Source organism: Roseibium sp. (genome assembly GCF_048260565.1).
GTDB lineage: Bacteria > Pseudomonadota > Alphaproteobacteria > Rhizobiales > Stappiaceae > Roseibium.
Window position 1 is genome coordinate 31905 of the sequence record NZ_JBLXGP010000017.1, and the last position, 16265, is coordinate 48169.

Here is a 16265-nt window from a genome sequence, read left to right on the forward strand (position 1 = left end):
TAATGCCGCAAACATGCACAACAAGATTAATCGATAAATAAATAAACCATCATAATATTCTCAATTTTTCCGTAATATACTTTAAGAAGTCCACCCTATACTTTATTTTCAAAAAGCCTTGATAGGCTCCAGAGCTGCATTTAATGTGCGTTTTCTCGCTGCAGATTCGTTCGGGAGTAACCTAGATTGGCTGAAACTAAAATCATAAAAGGCTGGCATCTTCCGTCCTCGGAAAAGCATTTTGAAGATTATCTGCTGCATAACAAAGATGCTATTGCCACAGGCCAGTATCAGAAGATCCAGAGAGACATCGCCCTCAGCCACGTAAAATCCTTTCGGCGGGCAATTGATATTGGGGCTTGCGTAGGTTTCTGGTCACGAGACCTGTGTGAACAATTTTCCCATGTGGAGTGTTTTGAGCCATATGACGAGCCGTTGAATTGCCTCAGGCTAAACCTTGCCGGGAAAGACAACTGCACACCGCATCAGGTGGCCCTGTCGGACAAATCCGGAACGGCCATTCTCTCGATCGATGAAAGAGGCATAGGGCATTCTTCCATCGTTGAAAGCGAAGTGACTGCGACAAAAAAAATAGAAACGAAACTTTCCAAGCTCGACAGCTTCAATTTCACGGATGTCGATTTCATTAAGATTGACGTTCAGTTTCATGAACTGAACGTCCTGCGCGGTGCGCGAAAAACACTGGAGCGAAATTCTCCGGTGCTCTGCGTAGAATGCGGAAGAAGAACATCTGAGGAGTATATTTATGTCAGCCGAGTAATCGAGTACCTATATAATCTCGGCTATAAAATAGTCGCAGAGACCGGAAAGGAAATAATCTTCAAAAAAGAAGGCGAACCCAGGTCCATTCGTCATTTTGAACCCCTGTTACGCCATCTTACCTTTATTCCTTTTACCTAGAGTCAGCCCCCTAATCCCGGAAGGCCTTTTCGGAAATCGCGCTTGGCACGACCGCGTCCGAAGAACCGATTTCCGCTATCGCAACAAATGCAGATAGCGTTGCGTGAGGCTTGACCCCTTTCGAACGAACGACTGCAATGGATGGTCCGGTACCGTGCCGTGATCCTGGAAAGAGCCAACACCAAAAAAAGAAGGTTTCTCTATTCATCTGAATAGGAATCTTAAAATTCCCAAGAGAAAAACAGCTATTAGCTGCCAGTGTTTTTCCACCAGGACTCTTTACGTTTCACCTTTAGGTCCCTCGCCTGGCTCTGGCCCATCGCCTTTCGCGGGCCCTTCAAATGGTCCAGATAGGCGCCAAGCTCACTGTTAATAAAGACATGGCCGACCGTCGTGCTGTCGCCAATAAAATAGAAGGTTGCCAGTCCTTCCCGCTCCATGTCCTGTACGATTTTCCAGAAAATATAGCTGTCGTGACTTTCCTGAATTTCGAGAAATTCGCCGGACAAATAGATTTCATCAAACCGGCGGGCGAACTCATCGATGAATTCATGGTTCAAATTATAACCGACCCAACCGCATTCCGGATAATTCTTCCGGTTGAGATACGTCGCCAGCTGGGTTTCCCTAGGGGCAAGTTTGTCCAGGAAGCTGCTGGGAACCGGGCTATGGGTAATCGTGTCCGCATCCAGCCAGATCAATTGATCGGCGACGCCTTTGGTGCGGCGGATAGCGTCGGTCACGGCGAAAACCTTGTTGGTGAAACGAATCGCATCCCAGAGAAAGTCAAACTTTCCGTCGCCGAGCGGACTGAACCCGTTGGCGAAAGGATGACTGCCGAAACGATTGCGGAACTCGATCAGCTTGGGCAATACAGCCGTATGATCGAGAACGGTCAGGTTGGGCGCCGTTTCCTCTACGTCGACATCTTCGGCATAGACAATAAGCTCAACGTCCTCGGGCCACTTCTCCAAAAAGGTATTCAGGCATTTCTTTCCGTATTCCCGGTACCCCGCCTCATGGAAGGTCGTTACCACAACGTGCTTCAAGGGTTGTCGAAACAATTTCTGAATGGCCATAGGTGTCTAACAGTGCTCAAAGGTGCGAACGGGCGAAGGAATGGGCTGACGCAGGATGATCTACATCACCGTTTTCTAGCTGACCGGCTCTGATTTGAGAAGTATTCCCGCTCCGGTTTTTTTGCGATGCACAAATGGCGACGACAGCATTTTCCGGATACGTAAGGCTCACGGACATTTTCCGGCAGCTAAATCGGTAGACTCGAGTCAAAAGGCTTGCCTCATCCGCATGACACCAAGCTATCCTGCGACCAGGTTTGGGGAAGACCAAAAGCTATGCGGCTCGGCGCATCGCCCCCAGGAGAACAGAAGAAAACATTTGCCGTATCGATGACTTTATTGCTAGCCATAACCCAACTCAACACTCTGCCCTAAAGAGCACGAAAGAATTAACATGAGCTTCCCGATCGAACCTTCGACTTTCAAGGAAAACCCATACAAGGAAGAATGGTTTGACCAGGACTTCCTGTACTCTCCTGACGGGAACAAGACTTATCCAAATCATCACTGCAAAAAAACTTTTGAAGTATCCTTTCCATTCATCAAAGAATTTAGAGTAGCATTGGATATCGGCTGCCGAGACGGAGAATTTTCGAGGTATCTACAGCATTATTTCCAGCATACATATGCGTTTGATGCTCGGATGCGTAAGAGTTTTCCATTTAATGTAGATCTCAAGAAAACAACACATTTTTGCTGCGCGCTTGGCGACGAGCCTGGAGAGCTACTAATGAGTGGAGGGCAGCACAAATATATTGAAGGAAAAGCTGCTCACTATAAGGTATTCACACTCGATTCTTTCGGCTTCGAAAATGTCGATTATATCAAGATCGATGTGGAGGGTTTCGAACAAAAGGTTCTCTTGGGCGGCGTAGAAACCATCAAAAAGAATCTACCGCTGATTGTCATCGAGCAGAATGACGTCTGTCTGCCGGGCGAGGAGCCCTTTGCCGCCAAGAAGTGGCTGGAGGCTCTTGGCTACAAGCATGTTGCGACTTGCCACCGCGGCTGGGACTACATCATGCAGCCGCCGAAGAAGCTGAAAGATGCATCATCTGGCGGTGTACTTGGCAACCTGCTGAATTCGATCCTGTCTCGCTAACAAGGACCAGCATGACCGCTCGCAGACAAGCAAATATATCTGGTGGTTTTTCCGAATTTCGGCAGCCGCCGCAACATGTGTCACCGGAGTCGCTTCGCCTCGCGCGCCAACGCTGCGAAGGCACTCGGGCATAGCAGTTGTCATCGCAAGAATGCGGAAAATCTATTGCCGGGCTGCGGAAGGCCGTTTCGTTCCTTTTATAGGGCAGAAAAATAGTGTTTTTCCCGGTGCGTTCGTGCAAAGAAGGTGCCCGACAAGCTCGAAACACATGACCACTCCGATGCACTTCTGTATCAGACAGTTGGCAATGAATTTTGAAGTCTCGCGAGCGTTTGAATGAAAAGCCCATCGAAAATAAATAAAGCTCTCCGTGGCGCCATCGAGCAAATCTCTGGACTTTTTGGATTTTCCAGCAGATTGCAGAGAGAATACAATATCGCCAATTCTGGCGATATCTTTGACAAATACTGGTATCTGGAAAAGAATCCGGATGTCCGCAGCAGCAAAATGGACCCGCTCGTCCATTACCTGAAGTTTGGCCATCTGGAAGGGCGGGATCCCGGGCCAAGTTTCAGCACGAAAGCCTATTATTTCCTGCACGAAGACGTCAAAAAGGCAGGCCAGATTGCTTTGGTGCATTACGAGCAGCACGGCCGCAATGAAGGACGTCTCATTTTCAGTTCGGAGGAAGGGGCAAGGATCCTTTCCACCGAATCCGGCCGGAATATGCTGGCAAGCGGCAAGCGCTTCAGTAAGGGCTTTTCCAAACAGCATGCGGTGAACAAGCGGAAAGAGCCGGCGACCGGGGGGATCATCCCCGTCTCCTTTCCCCTGGTCCGCCCGCTCTCCAATCCCTGGGAAGGGCGATCGGTCTTCAGTGCGACGTCTAAACCCGGTCAGATCGAACTTGGCGGTGAATTCCTCGGAACAATCGGCCAAGCTTCCGATGCAGGCCTGTCCGAACTCAAGGGCCCTCTTGCCGCATTCGGCGAATTGATGGGTCCCGGTGTGACGTCTACGTTCCGGTTTTCGGCAGACAATGCAGATGCCGAAGCATGGAACCTGACGGGTCCGTTCACCGATGACTGCGATGCATTTCTCTTTCCCGCATTTGCCGGCAAGGCCGACGTTTCGGTTCTGGACCTGTGGCATGCATCGGACATGACCCTGCGCATGCGCCTGGAAAACGGAGCGCCCGCGAACGACCCCGCATCGGCGCCGGTGATCCGCCTTTTTCAGGCCGATCCGTTCAGGCTGGAACGCCTGTCCCTGCTGGCTGAGTGCTCTATTCTGGAGAGCGGCCCGGTCGTGCTGGATGTGCCGCTGGCGAATGCGTTCTTCCCGGTTCTCGTCTGCGTGAATTCGGCCAGCGGCGAGCTGCTGGCCTTATCGCTTCTGCCGTTCCCGTCCCTTTGCAGGGGCGGAGCCCATTATGGTGAGCTTCTGGCCATATGCGAAGCCCGGTCCGATCTGGACAATCTCGCCGACCTGTCCTGCCGGTATCTCGGTGCCCGGCTTAATCGGCCGGCACCGCAATGGGCCGTCAACCAGATCCGCGTTCAAACCGGAGAGGCGCTCGGTTCCGAAAGGATTTTCCAGCCAGACATCAGGCTTTGGGCTTCTGTCTGCTTCAATCTTCCGATTGTGCCGGAAGGACATCCGGCAGGCGATGCGGGAGCCGGCGAGGCCGAACTGGTCAAGTCGCTTCTGGAATGGCCGCAATCCTACGCGCCCCTTTCGACGGATTTCCGCGCCAAGGGATCATCAGGTGCCGACGGGGGCCTGACCCTTGCTCCCGACTGCATTCCCTCGATCGGGATCATGGTCGCCGGTGACGGACATGAAAGCCCGGCCAATCGGCCGGCGATCCTGGCAGTGGCGAACGCACTGACCGCCGTTCCTGCCTGGTCCTTGACCCGCAGTCCTGCCGACCCGTCCCTAAAATCCGACGCGCGCTCCGCCGGCAATTTTCCGTCCCTCGATGCGGTTGACGCCCAGGCTTCCAAGACGGATGGCGCGGCTCCCTCGGAAGCACAGGACGCCCTTTGCCTGGCCGTTCGGTTCGCGAACCTGTCGCATCCGGACGAAGCGCGGCTGCTGATGCCTTTTTCTCCGGAGACAAGCCTGCCGGGCGCACGTTCCGAAACCCGGCCACGCTTGTCGGTTTTCATCTCCTGTTCGGATCAGGAAAGCGCGCTCAAGACAGCCTTGCAGGCTCTTTTTCTCCAGGACGAAATCGAAATTTGCGATGTTGTCCTGTCCATCCCTGAAGAAGACACGCAAGCCCGGCAGATTGCGGCAGCCGTCAGCGAGATGGAAACGCCTTGCCCCCTTCGGGTACTGCTCCGGCCTCAGACGAGCAGTTTAGGAAATGCACTGAACTCCGCTGCAGCCGACATGAGCGGCGACCAGGTTCTGGTCATGAGCGACGCGGTGGTTCTCCATGATCCCCGGACCCTGTCCCTCCTGGGTGGCATGATCAGCGAACCGGATGTGGCTTCGGCCAGTTGCATGCTTATCGAGCAGGTCAAGGTCGACAAGAAGGTCGAACGGCCGGAAATCCGCTCCTATGGATATTTTCTCAACCAACTACCCAAGGACCGGACCGCACCGTTCACGGTCTGGGAGCCTGGATGCCAGGGCCTTTTCCTCCGGGAGAACTATCCGGTGTTTGCGAACCATGGCGACCTGTTCCTGACCAAAAAGGCGACGCTCGCCGAATTGAAAGGTGCCCTTCCGGGTTCGGACACCCTTTCTGACGTAGCTCTCATGATCGGCAGCCTTGCCTATGGAAAAGGCCTGCGGTCGATCGGAACGTCCGTCGTCAGCGCGGGCGTGACAAAGGATATTCTGCCTCCGGCTGACCGGACACCGTTCGAGGTTCTTCCCGGCCAGGAGCCGTCCGAAAACGCGCGCTTCCATCCGAATGATATCGTCATAAGAATGCTGGACGCATGAATGTCTGCATCCTTGTCGGCTCATCGGAACAGCTGAAAAACGCCGGCGTTCGCATTCGCTACGAACGGCTGAAGTCCGCCCTCGCGCCTGCAGGCCATCACCTGGACATCGTGCCCATTTCCAAATTTTCGCGGCTTGAACACTTCCGGCATGACATCTACGTCTTCAGCAAATGCTACGACGCCGGATCACTCGTGATTGCGCATCATTTGCGCGCCTCCGGCATCCCTATCGGCGTCGATCTTTTCGACGACTGGTTTTCGCACGCCACGGACAGCCGGTTTACCAGATACCGGTCCTGGCTCGGCCATTTTCTGAAGCTGGCAAATTTCGTCCTCGCCGCTTCGGGCCGGATCCGCGGGGTGATGGAAGCCTTCGGGAGCACACTTCCCTTTCATGTTATCAACGATCCCTTCGCTCCTGACTTCTCACCGGCCAGACTGATCGAGACCTTGAACCGAAAGCAGGATGAGGTCGTACGGACAGGCCGGATCCGGGTCCTTTGGTTCGGGATCGGCGACAACCCGCATTTTCCGGTGGGCCTGCAGGATCTTGTCGCATTCAGCGATATGCTGGCGGAAATGCGCGAACGTGGTCTGGAGATCCGGCTCGACATCCTGACGAACCGCAGGGCGATGACACCTGAACGTCTCGAAATGCTGAAACGGCTCCCGGTACCTTATGAACTGTCGACGTGGAGCGTGCAGCGCGAGCGGGACATGCTAAATGCGAGCACCGCCAGTTTCCTGCCGGTCAATTATCAGGCCTTCAGCATCACGAAGTCGCTCAACAGGGCGGTAACGGCCCTATGTGCTGGATCGCAGGTTCTGTCAGCCGGGTATCCGCTCTACGACCGCCTCGCTCCTTTTGTCTATCGCAATGCCCAGACTTTTCTACGCGATGCGAAGTCCGGCTCCATGGCCCTCAGGGAAACCACCGTACCTGCGTTTACGCACCTTCTGGCCGGCGTCGCCTCGCCCGCCGGGGAAGCCGAAAAGCTCGTTACGTTCCTGGACCGGATCGACCCCGGTGAGCCAGACGGGAAAACCATCGCCATGACGCGACCGCTCGCAGCGGTTATTCATGGCAGCGCTTCCTCCTGGCGGGTTCATCGACTGGCCAAAAAATTGTCGGCCTTGTCGGTCGCAAGCCCCTTTTGTGGCCTGCCGCTGGACTGGGACATTTCGTTCGCCGATCGCAATGGAGAAAGAGGTCCTGAAATTCTGCTGTCGGGACAATGCATGAAGCTGCTTGGCGCGGATGCGGCCAAAAACTTCGTTCCGGTAAAAGGCGGGTTTTTCGGGACCCGGTACAGTCTGAGCCTCGCGCAGCTTCTGCCTGATTTTAGCGCCCGTAACTGGGCGCAACCCGACCTGGATTCATCCCTTGCCCTCCTAACAACGCAGCCATCCACCATCCGGACTGTCATAAAGGCCATTCAGGCCTTGTTTCCCGGCCTGCCATGCGTCTATTCAGAAAAATCCAGGCTACCACTTGTCCATAATTTCGATGACCGCCTGTCCACGGGAGTAGCAGCTTAATGTCCGAACGCCATGCGGTATTTCTGGTCAATCTTCTTCAGGACGTGAATATCATCCGTCCTCTTGTCTTCATGACCGGACGCGATCTTGGAATAAAGACCCTGATACTGGTCATAAAGAATTTCCATACACGCGACAGGACGGACGTCTGGGGCAAGGAACTCTCAGAGATCTGCGAAGCGACCGGCGCGGTCAAAATCGAAATCGACGATGCCGCAAGCGCAATCCCGCATCTTCAAGGCAAATCGGGCGTTCTCATTGCCGCCAGCGAATCCAACCTCAAGGCACATAAACCGACCCACGACATTTTCCTGAATGCCCCGGCCTCGTTCCTGAAGGTCAACTTGCAGCACGGATATGAATCTGTCGGACTTCTGCAAAGCCGCGATCATGACCGTGCCCATGGAAAAAAGGTCGCATTCGGCGCGGATATCGTGTGTTCCTGGAGCCCGCCTTCGGTCCTGACGTCTCTTCTGCCATCGCAAATGTCGAAGATATATGTCACCGGGCCGTCGACCGTTCTGCAGATGACACCTCCCCGCAATCTGGCGACGGATCGCGTCGAACGCGGGATCGTATGCGAAAACCTGCACTCCGTCAGATTGAATGTCTCCGGTGACTTCAAGCTCGACTTCATGACGGTGTTCTCCGAATTCTGCAGCCACCTCGGAACCGACGGGCGCAAGGTCACGCTCAGACCCCACCCGGGCGGTCAGTATGTGCTGAAGCAGAATGTCGAGCTGCCCGGCAATGTGACGATCAACAACAACCCGATCTACAAGGTCGACCTGCCGCGTTACTCCTACGGCATCTCCGCTCCTTCCTCGGTCATCATCGACATGGTTCTGGCGGGTATCCCGACCGCCGTGTGGAGCGACGCGGGCAGCGTGATGGATGCGGACAACTACGAAGGGCTGACCCACATATCGACCCTGTCGGACTGGTTGGATTTCAGTCGGGAAGCGGTCGCCCATCCGATGCGCTTCATCAGTGCCCAGGAAAAATTTCTCGAAAAGCTGAGAATGCCGACGGATCCGATGGTCGTCTATGAACGCTTCGCCAAGCTGTTCGACCCATCCGTTGAGATCGCTGCGCCCGTGAAAAACGGCGTCCGGGCAAAGGAACGGGTCCTGTTCGTCGAAGACAGCCTCGATTCGCATCTGCAGTCCGCGTTCCTCGATCCGCTGGAAAGGCTGGAGGCGCCTTCCGAGTTCGAGATCGATGTCCTTCATGAGCAACACATGATCGCAAACCTGGCGGAAACGTCGGTTCAAAATTACCTCGACACGCGGATGAGCCGGTTCGATCCGACGTCGATTGTCCTCAGTCAGTACCGCGGCCCGCAACTCGACTTCATCGTGGATTGGGCACGGGACCGGAAAATCCCGGTCGTCCAGTACGCAACCGACCGGCTGTTCAATGTTCCTCCCAAGGCGCCGAACCGCGAGTACCGGCACCTCGGCCGCTCCAAGCGGCTGGCAAACGTGAAATTCGCACTCGACAATGCGGATCTCGTCTACTGCTCGACACCGCAGATGCATGACCGCATCGCGCAGCTTGGCAGCAGCGCCCAATTGAGCCATGGCGCGATAACCTGCTCGGGCGAGATTTTGGTGCCAGCCGATCCGGGGCCGATCACCAGGGTCGGCTATATCTGCAGCGGCTACCAATACGATTTCGATGTCATCCTTCCGGCTGTCTGCCATCTGATGCAGGAAAACCCTGGAGTCGGCTTCGACTACATGGGCGAGTTGCCCCTGCCCGAACAGCTGATGCAGTTCGGCGATCGTGTCCGAACGGTTCCCGTCTCCTGTTCCTACAAGAATTTTCTAAAAGACCTGGCGGGACTGAGATGGGACATCGGTTTGTGTCCGCTCGCCGAAACCGACGTCAGCTTCGGCAAATCGAATGATCTCTGGGTCCAGCTGACCGCCTGCGGTGCCGCTGTGATCGCAACCCGGAATCCAGCTTATGAACAGTGCTGTGCCGACGGATGCGGCATTCTTGTGGGCGCCCAGGACGAATGGCCTGCGGCGCTCAAGACGCTGGCCTCGGATCCGCAGACACGCTTCGACTGCGTACGCAAAGCGCAGGAACGGCTTTCACGCGACTACGCGCCCGCGGCCCATCGTGCCCAGATCTTCGACATGCTGGAGCAGGCACGGACCACCCGCGCACGGAAACTGGAAACCCTCCTGGACGGGCAGCGCATCCTTTATGTCGCAAATGGTTTCATTCCGACCCTGCAGCTCAGTTTTATCAAACCGCTTGCGCCGATTATCGAGAGCGGCCGGACCCAAATGGAGATCCTCACGGAGAAGTCGATCTCCGACAACGGGACAAAGCCGGCCAGCAGCGACGATAACCGCCCCTATATCCAGGAGAAGCTGGAGAGTTTCGATCCCACGATCATCGTTTTCTGCCGGTACAGCGGACCGCACCTGGACCTGTTCCTCGACTGGGCCAACGAGAAGCAAGTTCCCGTTCTCTACCAGGTCGATGACGATCTGCTCAACGTGCCGGAGAACCTTGGGCAGAAGAAGTTCCGCTACCACAACGCGCCGGAACGGATTGCAACGGTCAAGGCGCTTTTGAACCGCTCCGACCTGATCTATGCATCCAACACCCGGCTGAAGGATCGGATCGCCTCCCAGGGCGCCAAGGCGCAGATCAAGGCCGGAGCGATCTATTGCTCGGCCAAGGTGTTGTCGCCGGCCGCCGAAAGACCTGTGCGAAAGGTCGGCTACATGGCCAGCGCCGACCATTCGCACAACCTCGTTCCGGTCCTCCCGGCGATTGTCCGCTACTTGCGCGCAAATCCGGACGTGCAGTTCGAATTCTTCGGCTCGATCCCGATCCCGCCCGAACTTGCGGAATTCAAGTCGCGGGTGAACAGCGCGCCTCCGATCGCCAACTACAACGAGTTCCTGGAGGAGTTCTCCAAGTACGAATGGGATATCGGGATCTGTCCGCTCACTCCGATCATGTTCAACCTGATGAAGGCCAATACGAAGTGGGTGGAATACACCGCCGTCGGCGCCGCGGTGGTTGCCAGCCGGGGAACCGTTTATGACGACTGTTGTTCCGACGGTTGCGGCATTCTGGCGGCGACGGAGGACGACTGGTTCAACGCGCTGCAGTCCCTGACGGCCGATCCCGGGGGCCGTTTCGAACAGGTCGCCCGCGCCCAGGAAAAGCTGACGGAGAAATATTCGACCGATGCCCTGCGGGACCAGGTGCTGCGGATCTTCGAGAAGACGATGGAACTCAGGGCCGCGCGGAAACCTAGTCGATAAGGGCAATTTGCTCTGGCTCGAGCGACAGGCACAGGGTCAGGGCGTCGGCCTCGAAGGCATGGGCCGCGCCGCACAGGTAAAGCTCGCGTGCGCCTTCTAGCGTATCCAGACAGCCCGACGCCGCGGTCTCGAGCCGCAAGGCATAGCCGCCGCTTCGGGAGCGCGCCATTTCGACCGGCTGGCCTTTCCAGTCCCGGGTCAGGGCCTGGTGAATATCGTCCTCCGGCCCGGCGGCATGGAGATAGAAAATTTCCTCGAATTTCTGTTCCGACGCGGATCTGTGCAGGCCGTAGACCGCATAGCCGTCGCGCATGTAGACCTTGCGGGCGTCCTCCGAGCGAACCGAAAGGGCGCTGTTGTAGAGCCGCAGGAGATCGGCGGGATAGGATCCTTCCGTGTTCAACGGCTTGACGATCTTGCGGCCGTCGAATTTGCCGTTGGTGTAGAGATATTTCTTCGTCCCCTTCGGCGCCTTGACGTCTTTCAGATAGTCGAATGCGATCTGCGCCTCCGCCTCGAAAAATCCGCTCATGATCAACGCTGAAGTCTTTGCCACTGCGACACTCCGGTTTCCGTCAGACAAAGGGGCGGGTTTCGAATTCGCGCAACATGCGCCATGCGGTTCCGTCGCCCAGTTCCGCCATCGAAAACTGATTGTAGGCCAGGTGCTGAAGCCAGGGCGTCCGCTCCGGATAGACCGGGTTTTCGATCAGGCTGAAGTCGGTCTGGCCGACGGGTGCCGCCGCGCTTGTCTCTGAAACGAAAACCGGAACCCCGGCAATGGCGGCCTCGATCGCGATGTTGGAAGAATGGGTCACCAGGGCAAAGGACCGGCGGAATGCGTCCTCGATCGGCTCGACGGTTTCGCCGGGCTGCGGTTTGACCCGGACCACGATCTCCCGGTCCGTATGGCTCTTCAGAGTGGCCAGAGTCGTCTCCAGCCAGTCATGGCAGCCATGGGCGTTCATGAAATAGTCGGTCGGCGGGCACACCAGGATAACGGACCCGTCCCGGTTCCAGGGCTGGGTCTCGATATTCAGTACCGACAATCTGTCGGGCGGGCATTCCCTGATCCTGCCCGCCTCGTAACCGTTTCGGGTGATGCGGTAATTCACGCCATGACCGCGGCTGAAATAGGCATGGTCGATGTAAAAGAAATACTGGTTGTTGTCCTTGGCGTATTGCACGACCTTGTCGCTGCCGCGCAGGACCCCCCAGACGATGGGAACACCCGGCCGGTATCCGGTCTCGTCCTCGGCATAACGCAGCTCGCAGCCGATGCCTCTGGCGAAATTCCGGATCATCGCATTGCCACCGCCACCGCGGTTGAGATAGCAGGTCACCATATGGGACTGAAGATCCTGCGGCGGGACGTGGAGATGAAAGCGGGAAACGCGGACTTCCTGTTCGGTCCGCAACACGGCCTGACCCGCGACGCCTACCGTTCCGATCGCACGCAGGGGCATGACGATCCTTAAACCGCCGGCCTGGTCCGCTATTGCCAGATCCTGCCGGTAAGAGAGTTGCAGGTCATCGGGCTGGCGGGTGTCGCCAGTACTGATATCGAGAACTCCTTGGTCCGTTGCAATCCCCTGCGGCAGGAGCTTGTCGTCAAGCTCACGGAAATACGTTTCGTTCTCTTCCGTCGCCACCGGTACATCACGGGCGCCTTCCCATTCGACCGATCCCGCTTCGAATGCCTCCAAAGCCTTGCTGTAAATCGCCTTGTCGGCGGAAGACAGAGAGGCTTTTCCGACGAAGGGAAGGATCATCGCATCTGGATCGTCGAGAACCCGGCTGACATGCTCCGTCGCGAGGTCATTGGAGGACGGGGTTTTCGCCCCGAACAGGCGGGCCAACCGGCCAAACAACGCGCGAACGGGTGTTCTGCCAAGATCCGTGGGCGGAAGGCCCTCGCCGCCTTCCCGCCCAAGCCTGCTTTCATCCACAGCCGCTCGGGAACGGGGCAAGAGCCCCATCCATGCCTTAGCGCGGCAGACACCGGCCCCCGCATCGTCGAAACGGTCATCTCCCTCGTCGGAGAGAACCGCATTGAGGGCCGCAATGAAGCCCGGTGCCAGAACCGAAAGCCGCGGAACCAGACACAAAACCGCTTCCGTTTCCAATCCGTCCACGGCCGCTTTCAGGTCCTTTTCCAGAACCGGCGTCACCACCTGATGGAGGTCTTGTCTTTCCGCATTGGCCTGAAAACACTCCAGGGAGGCTTCTGTCGGTAGTGCAACGATCACCGTCAGTTCCGGCAGTGCCAGTTGGAGGATCTGACCCAGGGCAGGTGTGGCGGCAATATCCTCGAACACCACGATCGGGCAGATCAGATAAACCCGGTCTTTCGGCACCGCTTGAAGATCGCCCTCAGCTCCCGTCTGCGAGAGCCAGGAAACGATTGCATCCCGGTTTGCCTCAAGAAGGTCCGGGAGTTGATCAGCCAGAAAGCGGCGCGTCTTGATATCCCGTATCAGGTCGCGATTGGAATTCACTCTGCCAGGTCCAGAATTTTTGTCGCGAAATTGTCCCAGGAATAGTCGATGACCGTTTCGCGAACGTCCGTCTTCAGCCCGAAGGCCGCTTCGATCAGACCGGCAACGTCCGATGCCTTGGCATCGATGTCGAACAGATAGCCGTTCTCGCCGTGGCGGATGAGATCGGGCGCAAAGCCGGTCCGGCTCGCCACCGGTACCACATTGGCCATCATCGCCTCAAGAAGCGGTATAGGCCCTCCCTCCAGGGTCGATGCCGACAACAGCACGTCGAACCTGTCGTACCAGGACGGGTATTCGGAATAGTCGGCCACGACATACTGGAAATTCGGCGCATTGCTCAGCTCCTCGAACCGGGAATACTCCTCCCAGTTCCGGCCGATCAGGATGAACCTCCAGTCCGCCTGCGTCTTCACCAGTTCAAGCAGCAGGTCGGGGTTCTTGCGTTCGTAGTAGGACGAGGAAATACCGACGGTCTTTCCAGACCGCGTGTGCGGCCGGAACAGCTCGGGATCCGCACCGCCCAGCACGACGCAGCCCTTTTCCGGCTTGAGGCCCCGTTCGAGCCACAGATCGAGATGCTGGGAACAGGCGAAGATCACCTTGGTCGCCTTGTTGAAGGCCTCCACAAGCTCCGCGATTTCCTCGGCGCTGTCTTCTCTCGGGTGCGTGAACCAGATGAAATTGCGGGCGCCGCCGATCTGTTTGGCATTCTTTCGCGTGTGTTTCAGGTAGAGCGAATAATGCGAATAGAAGTAGTTTTCCGCATCGGGCAGCTTGGGCGGATTGTAGGCGACGTGCCAGCTGTCGGGCTGCCGGGAGCCGATCTCCCTGCAGATCGCATCGAGGATCCAGCCCTTGGTATTCTGGTGGGTGACGAAAACCCATTTCGTCTTGCCGGTTTCGTTCAGGCGTTCGGGAAACGGCCCCAGTGCGGCGCAATAGTCCTTCAACGTGGTGACGGCCACGCCCTCCCGCCGGCCTTCCTTGGTAAAGTCCTTGACGAGCTTGGACTTCTCTTCCGGCAGGACCACCAGTTTGACCTTGGCCATGCGCGAGGCCACGCCCTTGTCCATTTCGCTGGTCGCGACGACAGACGGGATGATGCGGTGCCGGATGAAACACTCCAGGAGGGCGGGCGCTTTCTGGAAAACCTGGCTGTCGACGATAAACTCCGCGGTATCGTCGGCGGCAAGAATCCTGTCGAGAACTTCGGGGCTCAATATGCCCAGGGACTGTTCTCTCAGGATGAACAGCGTCGCGCCGGACTTCGGCTTCAGGTCCCGTTTGGCGCGAACGTCGGCAACCAGGATGTCGCGCCATTTCGCGGCAACGACCGGCGCGGAATATTCGGCTGCGACCGCCTGGTATTTGAGAAGGTCCTGGCGGGTGTTTTCCGCTCCCGCATCACCCAGGTACCTGCGCAGACCGGCCTCGAAATCATCGAGAACGACAAAGTCCGACAGTTCGGCCATGGCACCGTTGGAGGTCGCAACGACCGGCACTCCCGAGGCCAGGGCCTGCAGGGCGCGATTCGACGACTTGACCATGGAGAACCTGTCATCGCCATTGGTCAGCAGAGCGACATCGGCCTGTCCCATGGCTTCCGCCATGGCCTCCACGGACCACTCGAGATAGGACGAGGGAACATCGAGCTGGCCGATGACAGAATCGAAAACCGTGCGGTTGTTGCTGACGACCACCAGTTCCAGCGGAACATCCTTCTGCACGGCCCGCAGGGCAGGCACCGCGTTCAACAGGCTGACGATGCCGAACGTGCCGTGGTTCGAGCCGTAGTTCCCGAACCACAGGACCTTCTTGCGCACCGGACCGGATGCGGCCACCGTTTCCGCAGGGGCGGCCTTCACGGCCACTGCAGGCTTTGACGGCTGCTTTTCCTTTTGTTTGCCGGTGGGGAAGAAAAACGACTTCAGCTTCGCGGCAGCGGAGGTTCGCGCTTCGGGTTGTGGCGGCTGAGACTGTTCTTCGGGCGCCGGCGGCAGCGGGCGCGGCGGTGCCTTGCCCGGCTTTGGCGGCGCCTGTTTGACCTTCGCAGCACTGGAATTGCGGAAATACTCCGTCACCGACCGCACGGTTTCCCGGGTTTCCGCGATATCCTTGAGAATGTGGATCGGAACCGATTTCGTCGAATACCCGTCGAGATACTCCTGGATCCGTTCGACCATGGCCGGACCCGTGGTGATGATGCCGCTCAGATAAGGAGCGATCGAACCGAACAGGGCAAGCTGCCAGGGGCCGGGCCGGGCCTTGTAGCCGGGTGCGAGAAAGTCGTCGCACACATCGAAATAGACGGCCTTGTGCCGGCGGAAGGACTCCGAAACCATGTAGACGACCGAGACATCGATCCTCTTGACGACGATCAGGGCGTCAAGACTGTCGAGCTCCTTGAGAACTTCGGTTTCGTCCAGAAAGAATGCGTTCTCGACAGAAAAGTCTTCCAGGGCCTGAGCCATATAGAAGCATCGGTATCGAGCCGAAGCGGAATGAATATCAGTAGATTTTAAATACCATCCGATTTTGAGCTTGGTGTCTTGCTTCATTTCTCTACTGTCTTAATCGGTTTCGGCAAACCGTTCGGGCCAAAAACAGCTGACCTGAACAGGAGATGGATCATACCGCTTGCTGACTTTCCAGGAGGGAAGATCGACAGTCCCCGCGTATAGGCTCTTCATTCTACATAATGAGATTTGAAGACATTGTCGCGTCATTTTGCACCCTCATTCACTGTCATCGGCGAAGCTGAGGATACGCATGCGAAAGGCCTTGGGGTTGCACGGCAAACCGAAGACCATCAGGCGCAGGTTCTGTTTTTGAAGGTCAATCGCCGAAGCGGCCATGATCCGATCACG

At 56.9% G+C, this 16265-nt stretch carries 10 protein-coding genes; 5 read left to right on the forward strand and 5 right to left on the reverse strand.

Translation table 11 applies throughout. The annotated features are described in order from the left end of the window. Positions 1-186: 186 nt before the first annotated feature. A complete protein-coding gene (locus ACN0SO_RS24750; protein ID WP_417682180.1) occupies positions 187-921 on the forward strand; it encodes an FkbM family methyltransferase in 735 nt (244 codons plus the stop codon). A 248-nt stretch (positions 922-1169) separates the two neighbouring features. Here the strand turns inward: ACN0SO_RS24750 and ACN0SO_RS24755 are convergent, their stop codons facing one another. Next, a complete protein-coding gene (locus tag ACN0SO_RS24755) occupies positions 1170-1958 on the reverse strand; it encodes a hypothetical protein (RefSeq protein WP_417682182.1) in 789 nt (262 codons plus the stop codon). A 436-nt stretch (positions 1959-2394) separates the two neighbouring features. Between ACN0SO_RS24755 and ACN0SO_RS24760 the strand changes: the two genes are divergently transcribed. Next, positions 2395-3102, forward strand: a complete 708-nt coding sequence (locus ACN0SO_RS24760; protein WP_417682184.1) for an FkbM family methyltransferase — start codon at positions 2395-2397, stop codon at positions 3100-3102. A gap of 162 nt (positions 3103-3264) precedes the next feature. Here the strand turns inward: ACN0SO_RS24760 and ACN0SO_RS24765 are convergent, their stop codons facing one another. Next, the gene (locus tag ACN0SO_RS24765; RefSeq protein ID WP_417682186.1) at positions 3265-3645 is read right to left on the reverse strand and encodes a hypothetical protein; all 381 of its coding nucleotides are present in this window, start codon (positions 3643-3645) and stop codon (positions 3265-3267) included. Here ACN0SO_RS24765 and ACN0SO_RS24770 point away from each other — a divergent pair. The 3 genes from ACN0SO_RS24770 to ACN0SO_RS24780 are packed head-to-tail and all read left to right on the forward strand — an operon-like array spanning position 3610 to position 10897. Further along, positions 3610-6060, forward strand: coding sequence for a glycosyltransferase (locus ACN0SO_RS24770; RefSeq protein WP_417682187.1), 2451 nt, complete (start codon positions 3610-3612; stop codon positions 6058-6060). The genes ACN0SO_RS24765 and ACN0SO_RS24770 overlap by 36 nt on opposite strands. Beyond that, positions 6057-7601, forward strand: coding sequence for a hypothetical protein (locus ACN0SO_RS24775; protein WP_417682189.1), 1545 nt, complete (start codon positions 6057-6059; stop codon positions 7599-7601). Before ACN0SO_RS24770 ends, ACN0SO_RS24775 begins: the two co-directional genes overlap by 4 nt. Beyond that, positions 7601-10897 (forward strand): glycosyltransferase family protein, encoded by a 3297-nt coding sequence (locus tag ACN0SO_RS24780; RefSeq protein ID WP_417682191.1) that lies wholly within the window; start codon positions 7601-7603, stop codon positions 10895-10897. The genes ACN0SO_RS24775 and ACN0SO_RS24780 overlap by 1 nt, the downstream gene beginning before the upstream one ends. Here the strand turns inward: ACN0SO_RS24780 and ACN0SO_RS24785 are convergent. The 3 genes from ACN0SO_RS24785 to ACN0SO_RS24795 are packed head-to-tail and all read right to left on the reverse strand — an operon-like array spanning position 10887 to position 15869. Next, positions 10887-11453 (reverse strand): hypothetical protein, encoded by a 567-nt coding sequence (locus ACN0SO_RS24785; RefSeq protein WP_417682192.1) that lies wholly within the window; start codon positions 11451-11453, stop codon positions 10887-10889. The genes ACN0SO_RS24780 and ACN0SO_RS24785 overlap by 11 nt on opposite strands. 19 nt (positions 11454-11472) lie before the next feature. Beyond that, a complete protein-coding gene (locus ACN0SO_RS24790) occupies positions 11473-13395 on the reverse strand; it encodes a hypothetical protein (RefSeq protein ID WP_417682194.1) in 1923 nt (640 codons plus the stop codon). Further along, the gene (locus ACN0SO_RS24795; protein ID WP_417682196.1) at positions 13392-15869 is read right to left on the reverse strand and encodes a glycosyltransferase; all 2478 of its coding nucleotides are present in this window, start codon (positions 15867-15869) and stop codon (positions 13392-13394) included. Before ACN0SO_RS24795 ends, ACN0SO_RS24790 begins: the two co-directional genes overlap by 4 nt. Between the last annotated feature and the right edge of the window lie 396 nt (positions 15870-16265).